Origin of the sequence: Gibbsiella greigii (assembly GCF_039540155.1) — a bacterium.
Taxonomy (GTDB): Bacteria; Pseudomonadota; Gammaproteobacteria; order Enterobacterales; family Enterobacteriaceae; genus Gibbsiella; species Gibbsiella quercinecans.
On sequence record NZ_BAABEM010000021.1, the window covers coordinates 87,399 to 109,441 of the forward strand.

21 protein-coding genes are annotated in these 22,043 nt (G+C 56.5%); 8 read left to right on the forward strand and 13 right to left on the reverse strand.

Translation table 11 applies throughout. The annotated features are described in order from the left end of the window. Nucleotides 1–16: 16 nt before the first annotated feature. Nucleotides 17–946, reverse strand: coding sequence for an aldo/keto reductase (locus tag AC559G_RS14785; RefSeq protein ID WP_498913032.1), 930 nt, complete (start codon nucleotides 944–946; stop codon nucleotides 17–19). Nucleotides 947–1,334: 388 nt separating this feature from the next. On the opposite strand from AC559G_RS14785, the gene AC559G_RS14790 reads away from it, so the two are divergent. Then, the gene (locus AC559G_RS14790; protein WP_498913215.1) at nucleotides 1,335–2,438 is read left to right on the forward strand and encodes a YncE family protein; all 1,104 of its coding nucleotides are present in this window, start codon (nucleotides 1,335–1,337) and stop codon (nucleotides 2,436–2,438) included. Between the two features lie 49 nt (nucleotides 2,439–2,487). Here AC559G_RS14790 and gss read toward each other — a convergent pair whose 3' ends face one another. Further along, nucleotides 2,488–4,359, reverse strand: coding sequence for a bifunctional glutathionylspermidine amidase/synthetase (gene gss, locus AC559G_RS14795; RefSeq protein ID WP_498913033.1), 1,872 nt, complete (start codon nucleotides 4,357–4,359; stop codon nucleotides 2,488–2,490). A gap of 263 nt (nucleotides 4,360–4,622) precedes the next feature. Between gss and AC559G_RS14800 the strand changes: the two genes are divergently transcribed. Continuing rightward, on the forward strand, nucleotides 4,623–5,510 hold the full coding sequence (locus AC559G_RS14800; RefSeq protein ID WP_498913034.1) for a LysR family transcriptional regulator: 888 nt from the start codon (nucleotides 4,623–4,625) through the stop codon (nucleotides 5,508–5,510). On the opposite strand, the gene AC559G_RS14805 is transcribed toward AC559G_RS14800, so the two are convergent. From AC559G_RS14805 to AC559G_RS14825, 5 genes are read right to left on the reverse strand one after another with little or no spacing between them, the layout of a single operon-like run. Beyond that, a complete protein-coding gene (locus AC559G_RS14805) occupies nucleotides 5,491–6,723 on the reverse strand; it encodes an aspartate aminotransferase family protein (protein WP_498913035.1) in 1,233 nt (410 codons plus the stop codon). The two genes, AC559G_RS14800 and AC559G_RS14805, sit on opposite strands and share 20 nt — an antisense overlap. A gap of 23 nt (nucleotides 6,724–6,746) precedes the next feature. Beyond that, on the reverse strand, nucleotides 6,747–8,033 hold the full coding sequence (locus tag AC559G_RS14810) for a TRAP transporter large permease (protein WP_498913036.1): 1,287 nt from the start codon (nucleotides 8,031–8,033) through the stop codon (nucleotides 6,747–6,749). Then, a complete protein-coding gene (locus tag AC559G_RS14815) occupies nucleotides 8,030–8,530 on the reverse strand; it encodes a TRAP transporter small permease (protein ID WP_498913037.1) in 501 nt (166 codons plus the stop codon). The genes AC559G_RS14810 and AC559G_RS14815 overlap by 4 nt, the downstream gene beginning before the upstream one ends. Beyond that, nucleotides 8,527–9,537, reverse strand: coding sequence for a TRAP transporter substrate-binding protein (locus AC559G_RS14820; RefSeq protein WP_498913038.1), 1,011 nt, complete (start codon nucleotides 9,535–9,537; stop codon nucleotides 8,527–8,529). The genes AC559G_RS14815 and AC559G_RS14820 overlap by 4 nt, the downstream gene beginning before the upstream one ends. Nucleotides 9,538–9,561: 24 nt before the next feature. Continuing rightward, on the reverse strand, nucleotides 9,562–9,804 hold the full coding sequence (locus tag AC559G_RS14825; protein ID WP_498913039.1) for a hypothetical protein: 243 nt from the start codon (nucleotides 9,802–9,804) through the stop codon (nucleotides 9,562–9,564). An 89-nt stretch (nucleotides 9,805–9,893) separates the two neighbouring features. On the opposite strand from AC559G_RS14825, the gene AC559G_RS14830 reads away from it, so the two are divergent. After that, complete coding sequence (locus tag AC559G_RS14830) at nucleotides 9,894–10,796, forward strand: MurR/RpiR family transcriptional regulator (RefSeq protein WP_498913040.1); 903 nt, start codon at nucleotides 9,894–9,896, stop codon at nucleotides 10,794–10,796. Nucleotides 10,797–10,834: 38 nt separating this feature from the next. On the opposite strand, the gene AC559G_RS14835 is transcribed toward AC559G_RS14830, so the two are convergent. Further along, nucleotides 10,835–12,967: a TonB-dependent siderophore receptor gene (locus AC559G_RS14835; RefSeq protein WP_498913216.1), complete on the reverse strand. Its 2,133-nt coding sequence runs from the start codon at nucleotides 12,965–12,967 to the stop codon at nucleotides 10,835–10,837. A gap of 201 nt (nucleotides 12,968–13,168) precedes the next feature. On the opposite strand from AC559G_RS14835, the gene AC559G_RS14840 reads away from it, so the two are divergent. Continuing rightward, entirely contained in the window at nucleotides 13,169–13,411 is a 243-nt protein-coding gene (locus AC559G_RS14840) for a hypothetical protein (protein WP_498913041.1), read from the forward strand. Here the strand turns inward: AC559G_RS14840 and AC559G_RS14845 are convergent. The 4 genes from AC559G_RS14845 to AC559G_RS14860 form a co-directional block, all read right to left on the reverse strand. Then, a complete protein-coding gene (locus AC559G_RS14845; RefSeq protein ID WP_498913042.1) occupies nucleotides 13,408–14,589 on the reverse strand; it encodes a CobW family GTP-binding protein in 1,182 nt (393 codons plus the stop codon). The two genes, AC559G_RS14840 and AC559G_RS14845, sit on opposite strands and share 4 nt — an antisense overlap. Nucleotides 14,590–14,609: 20 nt before the next feature. Continuing rightward, nucleotides 14,610–15,029, reverse strand: a complete 420-nt coding sequence (dksA, locus tag AC559G_RS14850; protein ID WP_498913043.1) for a TraR/DksA C4-type zinc finger protein — start codon at nucleotides 15,027–15,029, stop codon at nucleotides 14,610–14,612. A 130-nt stretch (nucleotides 15,030–15,159) separates the two neighbouring features. Next, nucleotides 15,160–15,801, reverse strand: coding sequence for a TenA family protein (locus tag AC559G_RS14855; RefSeq protein WP_498913217.1), 642 nt, complete (start codon nucleotides 15,799–15,801; stop codon nucleotides 15,160–15,162). After that, nucleotides 15,801–16,643, reverse strand: a complete 843-nt coding sequence (locus tag AC559G_RS14860) for a BtpA/SgcQ family protein (RefSeq protein ID WP_498913218.1) — start codon at nucleotides 16,641–16,643, stop codon at nucleotides 15,801–15,803. Before AC559G_RS14860 ends, AC559G_RS14855 begins: the two co-directional genes overlap by 1 nt. Before the next feature lie 29 nt (nucleotides 16,644–16,672). Here AC559G_RS14860 and AC559G_RS14865 point away from each other — a divergent pair, with 29 nt between their 5' ends. Continuing rightward, a complete protein-coding gene (locus AC559G_RS14865) occupies nucleotides 16,673–17,542 on the forward strand; it encodes a ribokinase (protein ID WP_498913044.1) in 870 nt (289 codons plus the stop codon). Nucleotides 17,543–17,551: 9 nt separating this feature from the next. On the opposite strand, the gene AC559G_RS14870 is transcribed toward AC559G_RS14865, so the two are convergent. Further along, nucleotides 17,552–18,499: an ABC transporter substrate-binding protein gene (locus AC559G_RS14870; protein WP_346080854.1), complete on the reverse strand. Its 948-nt coding sequence runs from the start codon at nucleotides 18,497–18,499 to the stop codon at nucleotides 17,552–17,554. A 391-nt stretch (nucleotides 18,500–18,890) separates the two neighbouring features. On the opposite strand from AC559G_RS14870, the gene AC559G_RS14875 reads away from it, so the two are divergent. The 3 genes from AC559G_RS14875 to AC559G_RS14885 all read left to right on the forward strand — a co-directional run bounded on the left by AC559G_RS14875 (nucleotide 18,891) and on the right by AC559G_RS14885 (nucleotide 22,043). Continuing rightward, nucleotides 18,891–19,910: a LacI family DNA-binding transcriptional regulator gene (locus tag AC559G_RS14875; protein WP_498913045.1), complete on the forward strand. Its 1,020-nt coding sequence runs from the start codon at nucleotides 18,891–18,893 to the stop codon at nucleotides 19,908–19,910. Nucleotides 19,911–20,274: 364 nt separating this feature from the next. Continuing rightward, nucleotides 20,275–21,021, forward strand: coding sequence for an ATP-binding cassette domain-containing protein (locus tag AC559G_RS14880; RefSeq protein ID WP_498913219.1), 747 nt, complete (start codon nucleotides 20,275–20,277; stop codon nucleotides 21,019–21,021). Nucleotides 21,022–21,041: 20 nt separating this feature from the next. Then, nucleotides 21,042–22,043, forward strand: coding sequence for an ABC transporter permease (locus tag AC559G_RS14885; protein WP_498913220.1), 1,002 nt, complete (start codon nucleotides 21,042–21,044; stop codon nucleotides 22,041–22,043).

A 22,043-nucleotide genomic window follows, 5' to 3' on the forward strand; every position in this document is an offset into this window, starting at 1 on the left:
CAACCGGCTGCCGCGCTCAGGCAAGGGCAACCAGCGCCCTTACCTGCTGCGGGCTTAGGGCCGGCCCGTTGGCCGCCGCCGCATTTTCGGCCATGTAACGCGGGTTGCCGGTGCCCGGTATCGCGCAGGTCACCGCCGGGTTGGCGAGCAAAAACTTCAACGCCAGCTGCGCCCATGACGCAGCACCCACTTCGGCGGCCCAGGTGGGCAACGGCCGGGAAGCCAACCGGCGCAGCAGGCCGCCGCCGCCGAACGGCGTATTACAAATCACCGCGACGCCCCGCGCCTGCGCCAACGGCAGCAGGCGTGCTTCGGCGTCACGATCGTCCAGCGCATAATTGATCTGCAAAAAATCCAGCTCGGTGCTGTTCAGCACCTTTTCCAACGCGTCATACGCCGTGCTGGTGTAATGCGTCACACCGATATAGCGGATACGCCCCGCGGCTTTCATCTCGCGCAGCGCCGGCAAATGCGCCTGCCAGTCCACCAGATTATGAATTTGCATCAGATCGATACGATCGGTTTGCAGCAGGCGGAAAGATTCTTCCATCTGCCGGATGCCGGCCATGCGGCCTGAAGTCCATACCTTGGTGGCAAGAAACGCACGCGGCCGTGGCTGACGCACGCTCAGCAGTTCCCCCACCGCCTGTTCCGCCCGCCCATACATCGGGGAACTGTCGATCACGCTACCGCCGGCGGCAAACAGCGCATCCAGCACGGCGGGCAGTTTGGCATAATCGCTGCTGCCGGGGCTGACGTCAAAGCTGCGGTAGGTGCCAAGCCCGATCACCGGCAGTGCCTCCCTGCTGCTGGGGATCGGCCGGGTGGGCATTGGCTGAGTCTGCGGCGTGGGGCCTGGCGGCGCCCCGGCGGCCACCCGCAACACCCCGCCGGTGGCGCACAACGCCGCCAGACGCAACAGTTGACGCCGGTTCAACGCGGCCATCGCCCGCCGCCCTCCTGCCGGCGGCAACGCGGGCAGCCCAATGCCGCCCGTTTCAACTGATTGTTTGTGGTATCCATCGCGAACCCCCGTGGTGAACAAACCCATTGGCAACTGATATGAATATAGTCGCCCTGGCCTGCGGCAGGGCCGACGCCCCCACGACGATGGCGGTAACCGCGGATATTTACATTTACTTACACCATAAATGATAATGAGCACGATTATCATTTATATGTCATGCATTTTTTAGGCTATGGTGGGGGGCATTATGCCGCACCGGCATAATGCTCATTACCACCGGAAAAACAGCAAGATACCGCGGCCGGTTGGCTATCAAGAATGGATTGCTGCCGAGCGATATCGTGCATTTACTATGGAAAGTATGATGATAAAACACCCGTTTACTCCCCGTATGCCGCTGCTGGCGGTGGCCATCGTAGCCGCCTTCACCTTGACAGCCTGCCAGGCGCTAGCCCCGAAAGCCGCCGTGCAACCGCCCGCCGCCGCCGTAACTTCTGCCAACGTGCAGCAAAATGAGCTGGGCGATGGCCTGTACGAAATGGCCTACAGCCAGCCCGCGCAGGCTATTTTTGTCGCCAGCGCGCAATCGTTCAAAGGGGTTAACGGCGGCGTCGTTTACCGCCTTAACCCGGCAACGCTGGCGCTGACCGGCACCACCCATACCGATCTGAAAAACTTTGGTATGGCGATCGATCCCGCAGGCACCACGCTGTATCTCACCAACACCCTCGATGGCGGCGTTACCGCCGTGGATACCGCAACCGGCAAAGTAAAAAATCGCCTGTTGATCGGCGATAAAAACCAAAAGGGCACCTTTTACGGCGCACGTGAAATTATCTATCATGACGGCGCGTTGTATGTCGGCGGCGTGCGCGATCCAGGCGTCATTTGGGTTGTGGACGCGAAAACCCTGGAGCTGAAATCGCGCATCAAAAACGCCGGCAAATGGGTGACGGGGTTGTTGTGGTCGCCGACGGCTCAGCGTATTTATGCCGCCAACGGCGGCGGTGAAATCCTGGTGATCAACCCGCGTAATCAGCAGATCGAAGCGCGCTGGCGGCCGGACGACGGCAAGGAATACCTGTTCCTCAACCTGGCGGAAGATCCCGCCACCGGCCGGCTGTTTGTGACCGACAATTCCAAAGCGAAAACCACGCTGGTGTTCGATGAGCACAGCGGCAAGGTGATTAAACGGTTGGATACTGGCGACGCGCTGGGCATCAAATTCAACCCGGTGCGCAACGAGCTTTACATCACGCAACGTGCGGCCGGCAAGGTATTGCAGGTGGATGCCGCCAGCTATGCGGTAAAGCAAAGCTGGACGTTCGAGCCGCACCCGAACAGCCTGCTGGTGTCGCCGGATGGTCAAACGCTGTACGTAACGGTGAAACAGGATTTGAACAAAGACACCTCATCCAAAGGGCCGGATAAGGTAGTGCGGATCCCGTTGAACCCGGCAGCGGCACACTAGGAATAATGCAGCCAGCCATGCTGGCTGCATCATCAGGCGGCCCGCCGCCCTACTTCTGGTTATCCTTCAGCACAATCAACGGCTCAATATCGCTCTCTTTTTTGATCACCAGCGAATCATCGCCGCGCAGGCAGGTGCCGGCATAGTTGCCGCCAACGGTGAAGGTGCAGACCTGGATATACTTACCGGCAACCTTTGGCAGGCACCACAGTTGCTGGTAGATATTTTTGCGATCGACAAACTGGCCGGAAGTCTGATCGAGCACCTCATCGTGGTGGCTGACCAGATCGATGTTGCTGCCGCAGCGCCCGGAAATCGGTTTGATCGCGTAACCGGTTTTCGCCAGCTCGTCATTGACCACAAAATCGGTATCCAGCAGGTAGCGGTGGTTCGGGAACAGTGACCACAGCACCGGCAAGATCGCTTTGTTGCCCGGGATCACCGTCCACAACGGTTCGAAAACCATCACTTCGGGGCGCATCAGCACGTCGATCAGGCGCACTTCGTGATCCGGGCGGCCGGTGCGGATCGGCACCGCCGCATATTCGGCGGCGCTGACCTCGCGTACCTGTTCAATCACCGTCTCCCAGGCCCAGGTTTTCCACACGCAGTTCACCAGCCGGCCGTCGCCATCAATCAGCTGCCCGGCGGCATCCCAGCTCAGTTCATCAAGCCCGTAAAGAATTTTGCTGTCGAAGCCGGCCTGCGTCAGCGAACGCTGCATAAACTGGGCGTGGTAATTCTCTTCCAGATCCGCATCTTGCATGATGTGCACAAACGGCCGCGCCAGGCTGTGTTTCCACGCGCCAGTCAGTTCGCCGAGCAGCTCTTCCCCTGGGTTATAGCCTTGGCCGCTATAGCCCTTTTGCAGCCACTGTTCGAGGATCAACCCGCATTCGGTATGGCAGGATGCGGAATCGGCATTGTATTCGTACACTTTCAGGCCGCGCTCATCCATGCAGAAATCCATGCGGCCGGTGATCATATCGTGCCGGCGGCGCTGCCAGGAGAGGCGTAAACGCGGCCAGAGAATTTTCGGGATATCAAACAGCGCCAGCAGATTATCATCTTTCAGCACCTTGTCCGTCGCGTGCAGATACATCAGATGCAGTTCATTGGTCGCCTTGTTCAGCTCCTGCTCGGCGCTTTCGGTGATGGTGAAATATTGATAGGGATCCTGGTTGATAATATGGCCGCCGTTGGCCTGCACATAGGCCATCTGTAGAGGATCCTGCTCGTTGAGCCATTTACCGTCGAACTGGCCGTGGTTTTCCAGCCGGGCACCATGAATAACCAACTCTTCACCGGGAATCGCCGGCTGCGGCAGGCTGTGCGTGGTGTCGTCGGTCTGGATCATCCAGCCGAGGATAGTGGTGTCATCGAAGGTATCGTGCAGGGTGTAATGGCCATCGGTCACCTCCAGCGCCAGCTCGCGCGTCCATTGCTGCCCCTGCGGCAACAGTGCGTCAACCACGTTCTGCTCGGCAATGCGCACTTTATCGCCCAGCAACTGGGTGATCACCGCCACGTGGCCGGTTTTACTGAACTCGCCGCCTTTTTGCCAGATCAACAGCGCACCGGCTACCGGTGGGCGGCGCGAGCCGTTGGCGAAGGCTTGTAAAGGCAGGATATCGTCATTCACCACCTGGCGTAAAAAGCGCAGCGAGAATATTTCATAGGCCATGCCGACATCGGTAAAAACGAAGCCATAGGTCAAAAACAGAAAGCGGCGGGCGAACTCGACGCACTGCCATTTGTGCCCCATGTATTCATTATCGATATAGCTGCGAAATGAAGCGTCATCCGGCAGGTTTTGCCGATCAAGACTGCTGTAATTTGATGAATAAATCGCTACGCCACCCGGCGCATACCCCAACAACGTGCCGAACGGCGCATCGTTGTCTGCTGTTTCCTTACTCATTACCTGACCTTACATTCATGATGCTGCCCAGACAGCCGGCCGAAGAAAATCCCCTGAGAGCCCCGTCCAGGCAATAGCTGAAACAAGAGAATTATCATAGCACCGCTGGCGCAGGATGACGGCGCCAAAGCCGAGAATCCGCACTTTTTAGCGCCGTGCCGGCCAGGGAAACTCATCACCGCCATGCCATTACCGGAAACGCCAAAAATGGAATAAAAAATGCATGCAGAGTTGCAGCAATCGCCTTCTGGCTGGAGATAATCATGCGCCACCTTGATAACGCTACCTTGGCTGCGTTTATTGCAGTCTACGATTACGGCAGTTTTACCATCGCAGCAGAACAATTAGGCAAAACGCAAGCTGCAGTCAGTATCATGTTGAGCCGGCTGGAAAAACAGCTGGGGCAACGTTTATTGGAACGCTCGCGTCAAGGCATCACCCTTTCCACGTCTGGGGAAAAACTGTTGGATTATGCGCGCAACATGTTAGCGCTGGAAGAAGCCGCCTTAACGACTTTAGGCTGTTTCGAATCCAAGTCGCGCATCCGTATCGGGATGCCGGATGATTATTTGGGCACCATTGGTGCAGAACTCATTGCTCGCTTTTCTCAACGTAACCCGCAGTTGCAGGTAGAAATTGTCAGCGATTTTTCTTATAAGTTGGAAAAACTTCTGAGCGATGGGTTACTTGAATTAACGATTTTCACCCGCCAACCTGAAGAGACAAAAGGAGAGTTTTTACGCAAGGAGCCACAATTATGGTGCACGGCGCCTGGCTGCTTTCCGGAACGGCAAACACCTATACCACTGGTGCTGTTTCCCGAAGGGTGCCGCGCCCGGCCACAGGTGATTACCGCGCTGGAGAATGCCAATCTCCGCTGGCGCATCGTATGCACATCATCACATCTGGCTGGAGTTCAAACCGCTACGGCTATTAGCCAAGCACTGGCGGTACTACCCGCTTCAGTTATTCCAGCCAACTGGCGCATCGTTGGGCAAAATGAGCAACTTCCGGCGCTGCCACCGCTCGATCTGGCGCTGCTGGTACCGGAAGATGCGCACGTCGGAACACGCCGACTGGCTCAGTTCCTGCGTGAACTGGTGAACCGGCCGGATACGCATGAAACCGAACCTAGGCAGAAAGCGCAATAATCGATGCGCTACACGCCGCCGCCAGCTGTTCCACCACTGGTGAACTATGGCTGAATGACAGGTAAAAACGGCCAAAAGCGAATGGCATCATTAAGATCTGCCGCCGCCGCAGAGCAATATGCAGATCGAGACTCCATTGTTTATTTGCAGCGGTCAATGCTTGCGCATAATTCTGTGGAGCCAGTGCCTGGGGCCACAGTGTAAATACCGTACCGTAGCCGGAACTGGATAACGTTACGCCTTGAGCACGGCAATTCTCAATGATCTTTTCGTATAATAATTCTCCGCGCAGCAGCAATTGCTGATAGTCCTGCTGGCGCAACTGCGCTAACGTTGCGATAACCGCAGCACAAACCGGAGGGTTGCCACTATAAGTTCCCGCCCTTACCGCTTTCCCATTTTCAAATACCTGCATATGCGCCTCCTTGCCCACCAACGCCGCCACGACAGCCCCGTTACCAATGGCTTTACCAACGGTGGCAAAATCGGCATCCACACCGTATAGATGCCCGGTCAACCCAGGATGCAGGCGAAACCCCATCAGCACTTCGTCGAGGATCACTAATGCGCCGGCCTGATGCGAACGCTCAGCCAAATATTTCAAATACCCCTCGGCAGGCTCAATGCAACCCGCATTTGCCATTACCGGCTCGACAATGATTGCTGCAATATCCGGGTGCTCGGCAAACAACGCATCCACATCCTGAAAATCGTTATAGCGCAGCAGTAGGGTTCCCTCACGCTCGGGCCGACGGACAGCAGACATAGCAGCATCTGGCGAACCGGCATTACCAAAGGCGACACGATCAAACCAACCATCGTAGCCCGCCGCAAACTTCACGATTTTCTGACGGCCGGTAACAGCACGGGCGGCACGACATGCAAGATGTACCGCCTCACTACCAGAGTTAACAAAAATGACTTTATTTAATTCCCCGGTGAAGGCGCTCAACAGTGTTGCCGCTTCTTCTTCCAAAGCATGTGAGAATGCCGGCATCATCATTTTTTTCTGCGCCTGCTGAACGGCATCCACCACTGGCGGCGGATTGTGGCCAAGCAAGGTGGCACCGAATCCCAGCGCCGTGTCCAGAAAGCGTTGCCCATGCTGATCCCACAGCCAGGCTCCCTCTGCCCTTTCAATTATCACCGTCTGACCATCGATTTCAGGCAAAGCGCGGCCTGCGCTGGATATTCCACCAACCAAATGTTTCATGATTAATCTCGTCTACTCGCGCGTCAGTAACCCATAATGTTGGGTAACCACACAGTTAATGATGGGAAGAAAATCAATAGCGCAATAGCAAACGCCGTGGCGAACCAAAACGGAATAAGCCTGCGCGATACCGAGCCAATATCAATTTTTGCAACGTTGCATACCACGAAAATATTGGTGCCAATGGGGGGAGTAAACAGCCCCCATCCCAGCGTCAGCGTGAAAATCAGGCCGATCTGATAAGGTTCAAAGCCCGCAGTTTTGGCTATCGGCACCAGAATCGGCGCCAGGATGATCATGGCTGGCCCCAAATCGATCCAAAACCCCACCACTTTTAGCACGAGGATCACCAACAGCATGGTGGCAATCGGCCCGGTATGCAGGGCACCAATCCATTCCGCCGCCATATGGGGAACCTGAGTGACGGTTAATAACCAGCCAAACGGTAAAGCTACCGCCATAATGATCATGACCGAACCCGTCAACGCTACAGACTCGATGATTGCCGGGATCAGATCGCGCCACCCCAATTCCCGATAAAATAGCCCGCCAATTAACAACGCATAAACTACCGAAAGCCCTGCTGCTTCTGTTGCGGTAACAAACCCAGTAATAATGGCGCCCAAGACAAATACCGGCATAAACATTGCGGGTAACGCGCGCCACAGATCGCGCCAAAATATTGCAAAATCGAATTTGCTTTCTACACGCGGATAATTTTCCCTGACGCCGACAAACCACGCCGTCGCCATAAAAACCACTGCCAACAAGCAACCGGGGATCACCCCAGCGACGAATAACCCACCAATCGACGTGTTGGTCAACACACCATAAAGCAACAAAATGACACTTGGCGGCACAATAATTCCCAGCGTTCCGGACGCAGCAGTGACCGCCGCTGAAAAATCGCGCGGATAGCCCTTTTTCTCCATTATCGGAATCATGACCTTAGCAACAGTGCTGGTATCCGCCGTTGCCGAACCAGTCAAGCCCCCGTAAACAAACGCCGTGGCGACATTCACCAGCCCCAAACCACCACGAAAGCGGCCAAATAGATGCTCAGCCACCTGCATAATCCGAGTTGTCAGGCCACCGCGATTCATTAACTCGCCAGCGAAAAGGAACAGTGGAATAGCGATCAATGAATAGGTATCAGCTCCTCGAATCGTCTGCTGCGCCAGCCAAGCCACCGGCATTGGAAAATCACCAAATGCCAACGCCGCCATGCTGCCACCCGCGATCGCCCAGGCAATCGGTACGCCAGCGCAAAGCAGGATCAAAAATGCGAAGATTAAAATGAGAACCGTCATAGGGATGCATCCCTTTTCGAAAGGAAAAAGTGCCAGACTCTCCACAGTGACAATATAATCAACATAATGGCAAAGCTTACTAATGAGCAGGTGATCACACTGTTTGGCAGCCGCAACACCGGTGTTGGTACCCAGGCTGACGTTTGCAAAATGCGCAGGCCACTGGTCAATAACCAAATGCCAAGCACCAATAACACCAGTGAAGAAAACAGCTGCAATCCCCGTTGCATGGCTGGGGGACAAAGTGCCACCAGGCTGGTAAAGCGAACGTTTTCCCCGCGAACTTCCGCCAATATCGCGCCGATAAAAGTGACCCAAATGAAAGAAATTGCAGCGGTTTCAAATGTCCATTCCAAATCTGCCCAACTGAAATAACGGGCGACGATGCCCAAAAGAGTAGACAGCAACGTGATCATAAACAGCCCGCCACCAACCCACATCAGTAAGCGAGTCAACCAAACAGGCCCGCTATTGGTAACATCATTGAGAGGTTTCATCGGCTTGACTCTGCATCGACGTCACTGCGCAACTGTTTAATGAACCCCGTTCCCCAGGCTTTGCTGAACTGTTCATACACCGGCCCGACTTTGGCCAAAAAAGCAGCCCGATCAACATCATTGAATACGACATTTTTAGCTTTGAGCTGCTTAGTCAGTTGGCTATACACCTGTTCGAGTTGGCTACGGTACCAGATAGTGGTATCCATCACGGCGGTTTGCAATACCTGCTGGTTTGCCGGGCTTAGCGCATCGTAAGCCGCTTTATTCATATACCAGTAATTGGCTGACCAAATGTAATTGGCAACCGACACATGCTTAATCACTTCGTACCAGCGCTGATCGCTGAAATCCCGTAACTCAGGCTCAACGCCATCAACCACGCCGGACTGTAAAGAGGTATATACCTCGCCAAAAGGGATAGATTGCGGTAAACCACCCATTTGCTTAATGGTGGCCAGGATCACCGGGTTTGGCGGCGTGCGAATTTTAAGGCCGCTGAGATCCGTAGGTTCTACAATCGCACGTTGATTATTTGCAAACTGCCGGAACCCCGAATCCAACGCAGAAAGCATCACATAACCCCGGGCTTCTCCCAGTGAAAGGAATTTCTTCCCCGCAGCACTATCCAGAAAACGGTGAACCGTATCGGCATCTTTAAATAGAAAAGGCAATGACACTGCGTTCAGGCGAGGATCAATCGCATCTACAACCCCCCCTAGCCCTATTGTAATGGCCCCAGAACCAGTAGACTCAGCAATAGCGCCTTCATCGCCCAACTGACCATCAGGGAATATCTGGATAACAAGCGCGCCATTGGATTTTTGCTTCACTTCGGCAGCAAAACGCACCACAGCCTGATTAATCAGGCTATCGCTACTGGAAGCATGGGCTAAACGCAGCGTTTCGGCCGCCGGTGAGCTAACCGTATGGAGGCCGATGCTCACCCCGAACACAGTTAACGCAACAAGACGACGGTAGAAAACGGTATTCAGAAGAGCAGCCATTATCGTTCTCCTTACTACTGGTTGTTAAAGGGGATAACTCCAGCATAGGTATTTTGCCGCAGATGAAAAATAAAGAGTTTTAATACTGGAAAACAAATTTTTATGCAGGGACTGCGGACGTAACCCGCTATATTCCCAAAATAATGCGAGTTGCAGGGCAAACAATGTCATAAGCGCCAGTGCTGGCCCCGTAGGGCGGGGGCCGTCAGCCCCATTATGAGGCAATGCGGCGCAAGCATTGACTCCCCCCACAACATTATCCATCATGCGGCATACCGGCGGGTATTAACGCTTATCAAAGCGCCCATCCCCGGCCAATGAAGAGTACATCGTGATACAACCTGACTGGTCATACCGTGAAAACGCTAAACGCTAAAAGAAAACATGCGCCGCAAGATCTGTACGGCGAACGTTTGCGTAACCGTAAACACCTGTTGTCCCCGCGTTTGTATGCGGTTGCCATGTATATCGATCAGCACCGCAGCGCCGTTCTGGATCACACCGCCATTGAGATAGCGGCGGAAACCCGCACCTCGGACGCGACGGTGGTGCGGGCCATCCAGGCGTTGGGCTTTTCCGGCCTGCGCGATCTGAAAAACGTGCTGACCAGCTATCTGGGGCAGGCGCTCTCCCCCGCCGCCAAAATGGCCACGACGATCAATGCGTTAAAACCCGACGTTAACGCCAGCATCGACTTTGTGCTGGAGGGTTACCGGGTAACCTGTGAAATGCTGGCCGATGAAAAAAACCGCCGGGCGTTGGCTCAGGCTACGGCGTTGTTGCAGGCCGCGGCGCGCGTGGCGGTATTTGGGTTGGGGGCTTCCGCCATCCTGGCGGAATACACCGCCCGGCTGTTCAATCGCAATGGCACGCCGGCCTATGTGCTCAACCGCACCGGGGTATCCTTGAACGAACAGCTCATCGTCATGGCGCCGGGGGATGTGCTGATCATGATGGCTCAGCGCAGCGCTCACCGCGAAGGCGTCACCACGCTAAATGAAGCCCGCCGCCTGGGCATACCGGTGATTTTGCTCACCGGCACCCACGATTCGGCGTTCAGCAAGGAAGCCGATACGGTGATTTTTATCCCCCGCAGCGCACAGCCGGGCAAAATGCCGGTCCATGGCACCCCGCTGATCGGCCTGGAAATTTTGGTTTTGGCGCTTGCTGCCGCTTCCCCGCAGGTGCCGCTGCAAACCATGAACCGGCTTTATGAGCTGAATAACTCCATCACAAAACCCAAAAAACCGGTGCGATAACGCCTGCCGATCGGCAGGCGTTATCATGCGGCAAGGCATCAAAAATCTACGGAAGCCTGCACATAGACGACCCGCGGCTCGCCCTCGATGACGCGCAGGTTGCCGGCGCTGGATTCGTAGTATTCCTTGTTAAACAGGTTGTTCACATTCAGCTTCAGCTGGGTGTGTTTGCCGATCAGATTATTGTCCCAGGCGACAAACGCATCAGCCACGGTGTAATCCGGCATGGTGAAGCTGTTTTCCGGATCGCCCGCCCGGGTGCCGACATAGCGGCCGCCGCCGCCAACGCGCAGTTCGCCCGGCAGCAAGTTAAAGCGCAGCGTATGGGTAAGGTACAGGCTGCCCATATTGCGTGGCGCGTTCACCAGGCGGTTGCCAACGTTATCCGGGTTGACATCGTCTTCGACGATCTCGGTTTTGTCGTAGCTGTAGTTGGCGATAATGTTCCAGTCCGGCACCGGTTCGCCGTTCAGCTCAAACTCAACACCGCTGGAGCGCGCTTTGGGAATATTGCGCGTTACGCCGTTGATATAGACCGACATATCCTTTTCATCAATACGATACAGCGCCATTGTTGCCGAAAGGGCCGGCGTCACTTGCCATTTGCCGCCGACTTCATAAGTCGAGCCTTTCTCGGTCGCGGCGACGTTGCCGTCGTCGTCGGTCTGCGTCGACGGGGTGAAAGAGCGGCTATAGCTGCCGTAAAGCGATACGTCCGGCGTCAGTTTATACACCAGGCCCAACTGCGGTAAGAAAGTATTACCGCGATCGTTAAGGGTTGATTCCGGCGTGACAAAGCCGCTGCTGGACGTTTGGGTATAACGCTGGAAACGCCCCCCCAGCACGGCGATCCACTTATCGTTCAGATGAATGCTATCTTTGGCGAACAGTGAACGGCTGTACAGGTTAGTGCGCAGATTGCTGTTGCTGTCGCTGTAAGTGCTCGCATTGAGCACGGGTTCCTCGCCATAGACCGGATCGTACATATTGAACGTCTTCGATACCGTACCGCGCCAGGAATAGGCTTTGTAGGTTTCATTTTGTTCATAATCCACGCCCAGCATCAGATCGTGCTGCATTCCCCACAGTTGCGGGCTGCCGCTGACATCCCAGGAGACATACTGCGTCTGGTGATTAAAGCCGCGGTTGGCGTCTGCCCGGCGCGAGACGATGCCGGTGGTGGTATCAATGGCCGTCGCCCGCACTTCATTGCTGTCGTAACGCCGTTGCATCCACGCGTAGTTCAGGTGGGTTTCCCAGGTATCATTCAGCGCCCAACTGCCGTTGATATTCAGCCGCTTGTTTTTCCCCCAGGCGTGGTTTGCGCTGTCGTCCAGCCGCTGGTTGTACGGCACATTGACAGGCTTGCCGTCGATAAACGCGGTGCCGCGGTCATACGGAATATCGTATTTATATTCCACATAGCCAATATTGAAAGAGGCGCGATCGCCATACCAACTCAGTGACGGCGCGATCAGGGTGTGTTCGCTCACGCCGAAATTGCGCCAATAGTCTTCACGTTGGCGTTCAGCAATCATCCGGAATGCGAAACCGTTGCCCAGCGGGCCGGTGACGTCAACCATGCCCGAGCCCCCTCCAAAGCTGCTGGTTTGCCCGCTGATATGGGTATTCCAACTGTACTGGGGCTTTTTGCTGATCAGGTTGATCACGCCGCCGGGGTTGAGGATGCCATACATCAATGAGGCTGAGCCTTTCAGCACTTCGATGCGGTCAATCGAAGCATCCATCGCCAACCCTTGGTTACTGCGAACGCCATCGATAAAAACGGAACCGTCGGAGTTGGCGCCAAAACCGCGTTTGACAAAACCGTCTTCTATACCGCCCAGAGTATTGCCCTGCGCAATGCCGCTGACAAACTTGATGGCATCATTAACTTTTTTAACCTGGTAATCCTTGATCACCTGCGGTGTGACCACGCTGATCGACTGCGGCGTTTCACTGCGCGGCGCCGCCGTGCGGCTGGCCGTCGTGGAGCTGTCGCTGCTGTAGCTACGGTTCGTATCCGCTGAGCCGGCGGCGGCGGTCACGGTGAGCGTTTCATCCGCGGCATGGGCGCCGCTACAGAGCGCCATCACGCTTAATGCGAGCAGTTTCTTACGTAATACTGGGGGAACGGGAAAAGCAGAAGACAAAAAACAACGGTTAATCATCATGTTATCTCAAAACTCGGGATGAATTCCGTTGATTATAATGGTAATGGATGTAGTAATGCTTATCAAAAGCATTACTGGATTACAGTGCGCATGGTGTATCCCCCTGATTGGCGCCCAAATCGCCTGGCTCGTTTGATTGATGGGCGTTCTGGCCGGGCGGTGCTATGATTACCACCAAAATGACACGGAGGCGTTGCCATGAAACTCAAACTGTCGCTGGCCCTGCTGGCGTTTATCGCAACCCACGCTGCGGCTTTTCAGGCGAAAATCGCCCCCGAAAGCCAACCGGCAGCGAATGGCGCCGGCGCGGCGGAACAGCCTTTTAACGGCTTCCACCTTATGGCGTTGCAAGCGCAGCGCCCTGGTGGCCAGTGCAGCGCCGTATCAATCAATGGCTGCGGCTGCCCCTTCTGTACCCAATTGCGCGACATCGGCCGCTAGGCCTTGAGCCTGGCCACCTTGCTAGGCCAGGGATCGGCAAACTGGCCGCCCGCCGCCCACCAGTCAATTTCTTCCGGCGTGAGAAAGCATTGCCGCAGCGCGGCGGCGAACGGCTCAACCTGATCGCGCCGGCCGATGACCGTCAGGCTACAACGACGGTCGCCAAAGCGCCCCGGCATGTTCGCCAACTGTTGCTGCAAGATCCGCCGTTCGTCGGCGTTTAACCGGCCATCCTGATGGGCCAGCACGCCCGCCTTCCAATAGCTGATGAACTCTAGGCTGATGCGCCCGGCGGCCTGATTCCACAGCAGCGCTAGATCGTCCCGGCTCGGCAACCAGAAAAACCCTTTGCTGCGGTGAATACCGGCCCCGAGGTATTGATGATAGGTATCCCACAGGCGCTGGGGATGAAACGGGCGATCGTCTTCAATCACCCGTGATGCGAGAGTAAAGGTTTCGTTCTCAACCTGCTGTTCCAACTCATCCACCAGCCTGGCCACACGATAAAAATCGTAATCCGGCATGGCCAGCACATCGTCCAGCTTCAGGTTACCCCAGCGGGTAGCGACAACCGCCACGCCGGGGTTTATCGGGTGAATAGCATGGGCGACCGCCAACACGCGCGCTGCCGGTAAATGATCGACTTTAGTCAGTAGCAGATGGCTGCAAAACAGGATTTGCTCCGCCAGCAGGTTTTCCATACCGCGCCGCCCCTGCGCCAGACGGGCCTGCCAACGCGGCAACAGGGCGGCGCCCGCGGCGTAGTCGTTATCCAGCATGGCGGCATCCACTAACGAGAGAACCCCTTTCAGCGCCACCCGCGGATGATCGCGCAGCCGCTTAATCAGCGGCAATGGGTGGCTGCTGCCGGAAGTTTCGAGAAAAATATGGTCAAAACGTTGGCTTGCCAGCAAAGTCTCCAGCGCAGCATCCAGCTTTTGGATGCCTCTGCGGCTGCTGATGCTGTCGGCAGAAATCGTCACAAAGTTCTGCTTTTTGGCCGAGACGATCTCGCTGTTGGCAACCAGCACGCCGTCCACGTCCAGGGTACTCATATCATTGACAATCACACCGATCGCCAACTTTTGTTGGTTGGCCTGGGCCAGCAGGCTTTTCAGCAGCGTGGTTTTCCCCGCCCCGAGAAAGCCGTTCAGTATGGTTAACGCGGTTCGCGCCATGCCTCCTCCGCCCGCAGTGGCTATTTGCGGTAATGTGCCTCTTTGTTTTCCTGCCGGGTTTTCGCATCGATACTCAGTTCGGCGGTGGGCCGCAGCAGCAGGCGGCGCAGGCCGATGGGTTCGCCGGTTTCCCGGCAGTAGCCGTACTCGCCGGCCCTGATGCGCTGCAGAGCTGCATCCAGTTTGGGCAGCAACCGGCTTTCACGGTCGATTTGCCGGAACAGAAAACGCAGTTCCTCTTCCCGGGCGGCCTGATCGCCTTCATCGCCCTTTGGTTCGCCTGGCTGAAGCCCGGCCTTCAATTCATCAATGTGCTGTAATAATGCAGCGCGTTCAGCCAGTAATCGCTGGTGGAAAAACGCCCGTTGCCGAGCGTTCATATACTCCTCCGCGGGCATGGCCAAGATGAGATCTTCTTCTTGTGTTGCGGTTTTTGGCATACCAGGCTCCTGGTTGGCTTGGCCTCAATTAATTATGTTATAACATAACAAAACCAAAATACCAGAACCGGAAAACAACCGGGCAACGGCTAACGGCTTCCCACCATCAGCCCGGCGCGTAAGATGTGCTTTATTCCCAGGCGGCGCTGTGAAAGTCGATTTCCCAGCGCAGCACATCGCCGTACAAGCTTGAAAGCCGCTGCTTTTCATCTTCATCCAGCGCCAGCGCACAGGCATCCAGTTCGGTTTTCAACCTGTTGGCCTGCTGGAAAAATGTGGCCGCTGCGTGCATTTCCACCCACTGGCGCAGATCATTATCCTGCTGAGTGCGCTGCGCCGCGCGCGCGCACCAGTGGTAATACATCCATTCCGCGCCAAACATCAGGGTGATGATTTCCGGATACCCCCCTTGCCGCGCGGCGTGCAGCATCCCCTGCTGGAAATGCTGTACGCCAACTGGGGCCGGCAGATAGCTCGCCCGGTTGATGCACCGCTTCGCCAGTACCGTTTCAAACCAGCTGATTTGCGTATCCACCAGCTCGTTGAGCCCGCCGATAAGCCAGCGTTGGCGTTCCGTATCCGGCGCATGGCTTATCCCCAAAGCCAAAATCGCCACGGCAGTGGCGACAAAATCGCCTTCATAAACCAGGTAACGGTCAAACACTGCCGCCGGTAGAACATCGTTTTCAATCGCGCGCACAAAACGGTGCTGCTGCATGGCTTGCCACCCCGTTTGGTATTCGCGCAACAGGCGTTCGCTGAACGATTCCATCATGCCTCCAACGCTGTTTTCGCCACGGACATAAAGTGTTTAACCCGCGCCGGCTCCACCGGGTTCCACCACACCCCGCCCTGTTTCAGCGCGCTGGCGACGATCACCCCCTGGGTACGGCCCAAGATCTCAACCACGTTGCCAGGGGTCACGCCCGAGCCCACCAGCAAAGGCAAGGACGTCGCGCTGCGTATGTCGTCTATTTCACTTAGCGTGGCGCTGTCGCCGGTGCGCTGCCCGGTGGCGATCACCGCGTCCGCCTCAAAGAACTCAACGTCACGGGTTAATTCCGCAATGGCGCGATCGGCGACGATCGCATGGCTGCCGTGTTTAACATGGCTGTCGGCAAAAACCCGGATGTGCTCGGCCCGCAGTTGGCTGCGGTAGCGCAGGGCTTTGGCCGCCGCGCCTTCAATAAACCCTTCGTTGGCGATGTAGGCATTGGCCCATTGATTAACGCGAATAAAATCCGCGCCGCCGGCCAGCGCTGTCGCCAGCGCGGGAACAGCGGCGTTGGCCAAGACATTAATCCCCAGCGGCACCTGAAACCGGCGGCGGATATTATCGGTAATCACCGCCATCAACGCCGCGGTTTCCGGGCCGATATCTTCGGGTTTGGAAAATGGAATATCGCCATGATTTTCTATAATCAAACCGTGAACACCGCCGGAAAGATAATTTTCAGCATCATATAAAGCGCGATCGATAATATCACTCACTGTTTTACCACGGTATTTTGGCGCCCCAGGGAAAGGCGCACAGTGAATAACGCCAATCACTGCTTTACTTCGTGAAAAAATATCTTGAATAGCGCTGGTTTTTTCTGCTGATATAGAACCCATCATTGACCTCTTATTAAAAGGAAATGGTTATGCATATCTATGTTGCCGGTAATATTACCGTGGATGAAACCTGGCAATGTGAAACATTGCCCATCAAAGGTGAATCCCTTCTGGGTAAAAAGATCTTGCAGGATATCGGCGGCAAAGGAGCAAACCAGGCCATTATTTTATCCCGCTGCGGGCTACCGGTCACTTTAATTGCCGGACGCGGCGACGATCATTACGGGCAGTGGATAAAAGAGAACCTCCGTAATGAAACGCTGGTATTTTACCCGCCCACCCCATTAGCCACACATACCGATACCTCTATTATATTGACTACCGCCGATGGCGATAATGCGATCATGACCGGCAGTGAAGCCGCCGAACGGCTGACGACGGAGATTATCCTCCAGGCGTTGGGCCAGGCCCAACCGGGGGACGTGCTGTTGCAACAGGGCAATTTCTCCGTCGCCAAAACCCGTGCGCTGTTCACCTTTGCCCGCCAACGAAAAATGCTGACGATATTTAACCCCTCGCCGGTGCAGGCCGGCTTTGCCGCCTTGTGGCCGCTGGTGGACATCGCCGTGCTCAACGAGCACGAAGCCCGCCTGCTGGCGCCCGATCCGGCCACGACCCAGGTGGTGATCACCCAAGGCCCGCAGGGCGCGGTGCTCTATCACCAGCAGCACAGCACGCACGTGCCCGCCTGCCCCGCCGCCGCCGTCGACACCACCGGCGCCGGCGATACCTTCCTGGCGGTGATGCTGGCCTCTGCCTTGTTGCGCGGCGGCCTGCCCGACAGGCTGGCGCTGCTGCACGCCAGCCGTGCCGCGGCGCTCACCATCGGCCGCCGGGGCACCTACCGGGCATTCCCCAACGGCGCCACGCTGGCGGCGCTGCTGCAAAGCAGGCAATAAGCCGGCGGGTTATTTAAACAGCGAGCGGTAAGCATCCACGTTGGCTTTTGTCACCACCGTGGCCGGCACCAGAATGTTTTTTTCCACGCTTTGGCCGCTGGTTAGCGCATTCAGCGCTTTCACCGCTTCACGGCCCATGGTTTCAGGATCCTGCTGCAATACGGCGGCCACGTAGCCGGCATCAATGCCGCTGATGGCGCGGGCGGTCAGATCCCAACCAAAGACCTTGATATCCCCTTGTTTACCCTGATTTTCCACCGCCGCAATCGCGCCGAGCAGCGCCGGCTCGCCGGTGGCATAGATAGCGGTGAGATCCGGGTTGCCGGTAATCAGATTTTCTGCCGCCGTCATGGCGTCGTCCTGAATATTGCGCCCATCCACCACATTGGCGACGGAAATACCGCTATGGCCTTTCAGGGTGTCTTCAAAGCCTTTTTGGCGGGCATTTTGGATCGCGGAATTGAGCGCGCCGACAATGCCGATGCGCGCTTTGCCGGCGCTGTTTTTATTTACATAATCGAGGAAGTAGTTGCCGATAATTTTCCCGCCTTCGATGTTATCCACGCCCACCTGGGAAGCCTGCGGCCCGGCAGGCAGAACGGCATCAATCGCAATGACCGGGATATTTTTCGCGGCGGCTTCTTTTACCGCAGGCATAATGCCATTAACATCAATCGCATCAACCAGGATCCCCTTCACCCCCTGCTGAATATAATTTTCGATCGCATCGTTTTGCGCTACGGGGTTATCGTTGGCATTAAAAATAACCAGGTTTTTGCCCGTGGCTTTGGCCTCTTCCTGGGCACCTTTATTCATCAGATTAAAAAATAATGCCTGCTGGTTAATTTGCACCAGTGCGTAGGTGGGAGCGGCGGCAATCGCTTTGCCGATAAATAAAGCAGAGATAACCAGTGCGCTGGTAATAAGCCGTTTATTTCCGGTGTTGAATAACATGATAAATGCCCTCGATAAAAGTTGATTCCCCCGGCCGCACGGCAGCAGTGGGATGTTTTTTAGCGGGCAAATAGCGGAGCACCAGCGCCAAAAAAGGCGCGGAGGCAACAAAACAAAGCGGCTTTTCCTCTGGCACTCCGTTGGCAGTGAGGGAAAGCGAAAGCCGGCACGGCTTCGGGAACAGGTTAATAAAATTCTCTGTTTAACGCCTATTGTCAAGTAATAATTTCCTTACCGCCCGCCTCTGCCCGCGGGGCGACAAAAAGCTGTATGCCAGCGGGTTTTTTATGTTACTGGTAATATCCGGTAGCCACCGATGACGCAGTCTGGTCCTTTCATACTTCACGTTGCAGATGCGTTGCCGCCCTCGTGCAACTCGAATTATTTTGGGTATATGATTAAAAAACGGGTTTTACTTGCCGACGTCGCGAACCTGGCCGGGCTTTCCAAGGCCACCGTATCGCGCTATCTCAACAACAGCCTTGTCCTGCCGCAGCAAACTGCAGCGCGGATAGAGGCGGCTATCCATCAGCTAGATTATCGCGGCAACAGCCTGGCGCGGCGCCTAAGCAAAGGGGGCAGCGAAACCCTGGGGCTGGTGCTGCCGGACATCACCAACCCGTTTTTCGCCGAACTGGCGGACGCCGCGGAAGAAGCCGCATCGGCGCAGGGTTACAGCCTGGTGCTGTGCGTCACGCGTAACGATCCGGAAAAAGAGCGCCAGTTTATCCGCTGGCTGGATACCTGCCAGGTGGACGGCCTGCTGTTCACTACCAACCGCCCAGACGACGGGCTGCTGCGCCGCGAGATCCAACGCCACTCACGCATTGTTCTGCTGGACGAAGACATCCCCGGCAGCCACGCCCCGAAAGTGTTTGCCGATAACCAACAGGGCGGGCGGATCGCCACCGAGCAGTTGATTGCCGCCGGCCACCGGCGCATCGCCTTCGTCGGCGGGCCGGACGCGCTGATGAGCGTGCGTGAACGCTATCAGGGGTTTTGCGAGGCGCTAGAACAGGCTGGCCTGCAGTGCCCGCCGGAGTGGGTGATGCATGGCGAATACCAGCGCACCTATGGCACCGATGCCCTGAATATCCTGTTCAGCACGCGGGAAAAACCCACCGCCATCTTCGCCGCCAGCGATTATCTGGTGCTCGGTATCCTGGACGGGCTGCGCGCGCGCAACCTGCGGGCGCCGGAATCGCTCTCCGTGGTCGGCTTTGATGACGCCAGCTACGCAGACTTTACCCAACCGCGAATTTCGACCATCCGCCAGCCGGCCCACCAGATGGGCCACACCGCCGTCACGCTGATGCTGCGTTTGCTGCATGGCGAAACGGTGCCCGAACTGACGCGCCTGCCGGTGGAATGGATCGCCCGGGATTCCATTCTTCCCCTGCCCGCCGCGCGCTAAAATAGCGCAAATATTGCACGCTTTTAGCGCAACGGCATCGCCCCGTTGCCTGGCCTTCCCTGCATTTAGTAAACCGGTTTACTCACCTACCCGATTTTATTGAATGATTATCATGCCATTAGCGGTTTCTGCACACCTCTTTGGCCGATTTGGCATGCTTGCTGCTTTAGCCCGGTTGGCGAACAAATAGCGAACATCGCGGGAAAAGCAGTAACCGCCTTTTACGTGTCACTTTTTAGTAAACCGGTTTACATGATGTGGATCGGTCACGAGGCACCCGGCGGCACCGGCACAGCAGCATCCACCGTCAACAGACCTTGGGAGTACTGGCATGCAACAACAGGCAATCCCCGCCCGCGTCGAAATGGTGAACATCACCAAGACGTACGGCTCGATACGCTCCTTACGCGGCGTTAACCTGCGTCTGGCCCCCGGTGAAGTGCTGGGGCTGGTGGGTGACAACGGCGCCGGTAAATCAACGTTAACCAAAATACTGTCCGGCGCAGTGGTGCCGACCAGCGGCAGCATCCGCATCGACGGCGCCGAGCAGCAGTTTCTCTCACCGGCGGACGCCCGCCGCTGCCATATCGAAATGGTGTATCAGGATCTTTCGCTGTGCGACACCGTAGACGTGGCCGGCAACCTGTTCATGGGGCGCGAACCCACCCGGAAGATCTGGGGCGTGCCCTTTCTCGATCAGGAAAAAATGCATGCCGACGCGCGGGAAATGCTTAAAGGGCTGGGGATCTCGATTCCCGATACGCGCCTGATGGTGCGCAACCTTTCCGGCGGTCAGCGGCAGGCGATCGCCATTGCGCGCGCGGCGGCATTTTCCCCCAAGGTGCTGATTATGGATGAACCCACTGCCGCCCTGGCGGTGGCGGAAGTCGAAGCGGTGTTGGCGCTGATCAAACGCGTCAGCGCCCGTGGCGTCAGCGTTATTTTGATCACCCACCGCCTGCAGGATCTATTTCTGGTCTGCGATCGGATCATGGTGATGTACGAAGGCACCAATACCGCAGATCGCAATGTCGCAGACACCGATCTGGGGGAGATCGTCAATCTTATCGTGGGCGATAAATTCACTGCCCATTCGGCTCGCGCCCATTAAGGGAATCAACGATGAGTATGATTAATATGACCAGCCCGCGCATGCGCCAACATTCATTGCCCAAGCGAATATTGCATAACCACTCCGGCGTGGTCAGCATCGCGCTGTTTTTTATCTTCTGCTGCGTGGTGTTTTCACTGATCACCAGTAATTTCCCAACCGGGAACAACTGGCTGAATATCATTCGGCAAACCGCGCCGCTGCTGATTGTCGCCAGCGCCATGACCTTCGTCATCACCACCGGCGGGATCGATCTTTCCGTCGGCTCCACACTGGCGCTGGTGGGCGCCCTGTCGGCCATCGCCCTGAATCAGTGGGGGCTGCCCTGGCCGGTGGTGCTGATCGGCGGGCTGTTGGTCGGCGCGCTGGTGGGGCTGATCAACGGCTTTTTTATCGCCTGGGAAGGCATACCGGCGTTTATCGTCACCCTGGCGACGCTGGCGGTGGTGCGCGGGATCGCATTGCTGATCACCCAGGGTTATTCCATCCCGATCCCGGCGGACAGCGCCTTTACCTTTATGGGGCGGGCCTGGGTGTTGGGTATTCCGATGCCAGCGCTGATTGGCATTGTGGTGCTGATCGTCGCTCATATCGCACTGAACCATATGCGCTTTGGCCGTTACGTCACCGCGATCGGCGCCAACGCCGAAGGGGCGCGCCGCAGCGGCATCAACACCAAAATCGTCACCCTGCGGGTCTATATGCTCAGCGGCATGGCCGCCGCGCTGGCCGGGATGATCATCACCGCCCGCCTGGGCAGCGGCTCCTCCAACCAGGGTGAGGGCTTTGAATTGCAAGTGATCGCGGCTGTGGTGCTGGGCAGCACCAGCCTGTTCGGCGGCTTTGGCACCATTATCGGCACCCTGTTGGGCGCCCTGTCCATCGCCGTGATTCAAAACGGGTTGATCCTGTCGCACATCTCACCGTTCTATACCCAGATCGCCACCGGCACCATTATTCTGCTGGCCATCTGGCTGAACACCCGCATCCTGAACCCAACGCGTTCGCCGGCAAAGGGGTAG

Excerpts from the sequence above, each read along its gene's own strand:
- AC559G_RS14815 (WP_498913037.1), bottom strand. The coding sequence starts at position 8,530 with ATGAAACCTCTCAATGATGTTACCAATAGCGGGCCTGTTTGGTTGACT.
- AC559G_RS14845 (WP_498913042.1), bottom strand. The coding sequence starts at position 14,589 with ATGGCGCGAACCGCGTTAACCATACTGAACGGCTTTCTCGGGGCGGGG.
- AC559G_RS14800 (WP_498913034.1), top strand. The coding sequence starts at position 4,623 with ATGCGCCACCTTGATAACGCTACCTTGGCTGCGTTTATTGCAGTCTAC.
- AC559G_RS14865 (WP_498913044.1), top strand. The coding sequence starts at position 16,673 with ATGCATATCTATGTTGCCGGTAATATTACCGTGGATGAAACCTGGCAA.
- AC559G_RS14840 (WP_498913041.1), top strand. The coding sequence starts at position 13,169 with ATGAAACTCAAACTGTCGCTGGCCCTGCTGGCGTTTATCGCAACCCAC.
- AC559G_RS14835 (WP_498913216.1), bottom strand. The coding sequence starts at position 12,967 with ATGATTAACCGTTGTTTTTTGTCTTCTGCTTTTCCCGTTCCCCCAGTA.
- AC559G_RS14785 (WP_498913032.1), bottom strand. The coding sequence starts at position 946 with ATGGCCGCGTTGAACCGGCGTCAACTGTTGCGTCTGGCGGCGTTGTGC.
- dksA (WP_498913043.1), bottom strand. The coding sequence starts at position 15,029 with ATGCCAAAAACCGCAACACAAGAAGAAGATCTCATCTTGGCCATGCCC.
- gss (WP_498913033.1), bottom strand. The coding sequence starts at position 4,359 with ATGAGTAAGGAAACAGCAGACAACGATGCGCCGTTCGGCACGTTGTTG.
- AC559G_RS14860 (WP_498913218.1), bottom strand. The coding sequence starts at position 16,643 with ATGGGTTCTATATCAGCAGAAAAAACCAGCGCTATTCAAGATATTTTT.
- AC559G_RS14855 (WP_498913217.1), bottom strand. The coding sequence starts at position 15,801 with ATGGAATCGTTCAGCGAACGCCTGTTGCGCGAATACCAAACGGGGTGG.
- AC559G_RS14875 (WP_498913045.1), top strand. The coding sequence starts at position 18,891 with ATGATTAAAAAACGGGTTTTACTTGCCGACGTCGCGAACCTGGCCGGG.
- AC559G_RS14880 (WP_498913219.1), top strand. The coding sequence starts at position 20,275 with ATGGTGAACATCACCAAGACGTACGGCTCGATACGCTCCTTACGCGGC.
- AC559G_RS14805 (WP_498913035.1), bottom strand. The coding sequence starts at position 6,723 with ATGAAACATTTGGTTGGTGGAATATCCAGCGCAGGCCGCGCTTTGCCT.
- AC559G_RS14820 (WP_498913038.1), bottom strand. The coding sequence starts at position 9,537 with ATGGCTGCTCTTCTGAATACCGTTTTCTACCGTCGTCTTGTTGCGTTA.
- AC559G_RS14810 (WP_498913036.1), bottom strand. The coding sequence starts at position 8,033 with ATGACGGTTCTCATTTTAATCTTCGCATTTTTGATCCTGCTTTGCGCT.
- AC559G_RS14825 (WP_498913039.1), bottom strand. The coding sequence starts at position 9,804 with ATGATGGATAATGTTGTGGGGGGAGTCAATGCTTGCGCCGCATTGCCT.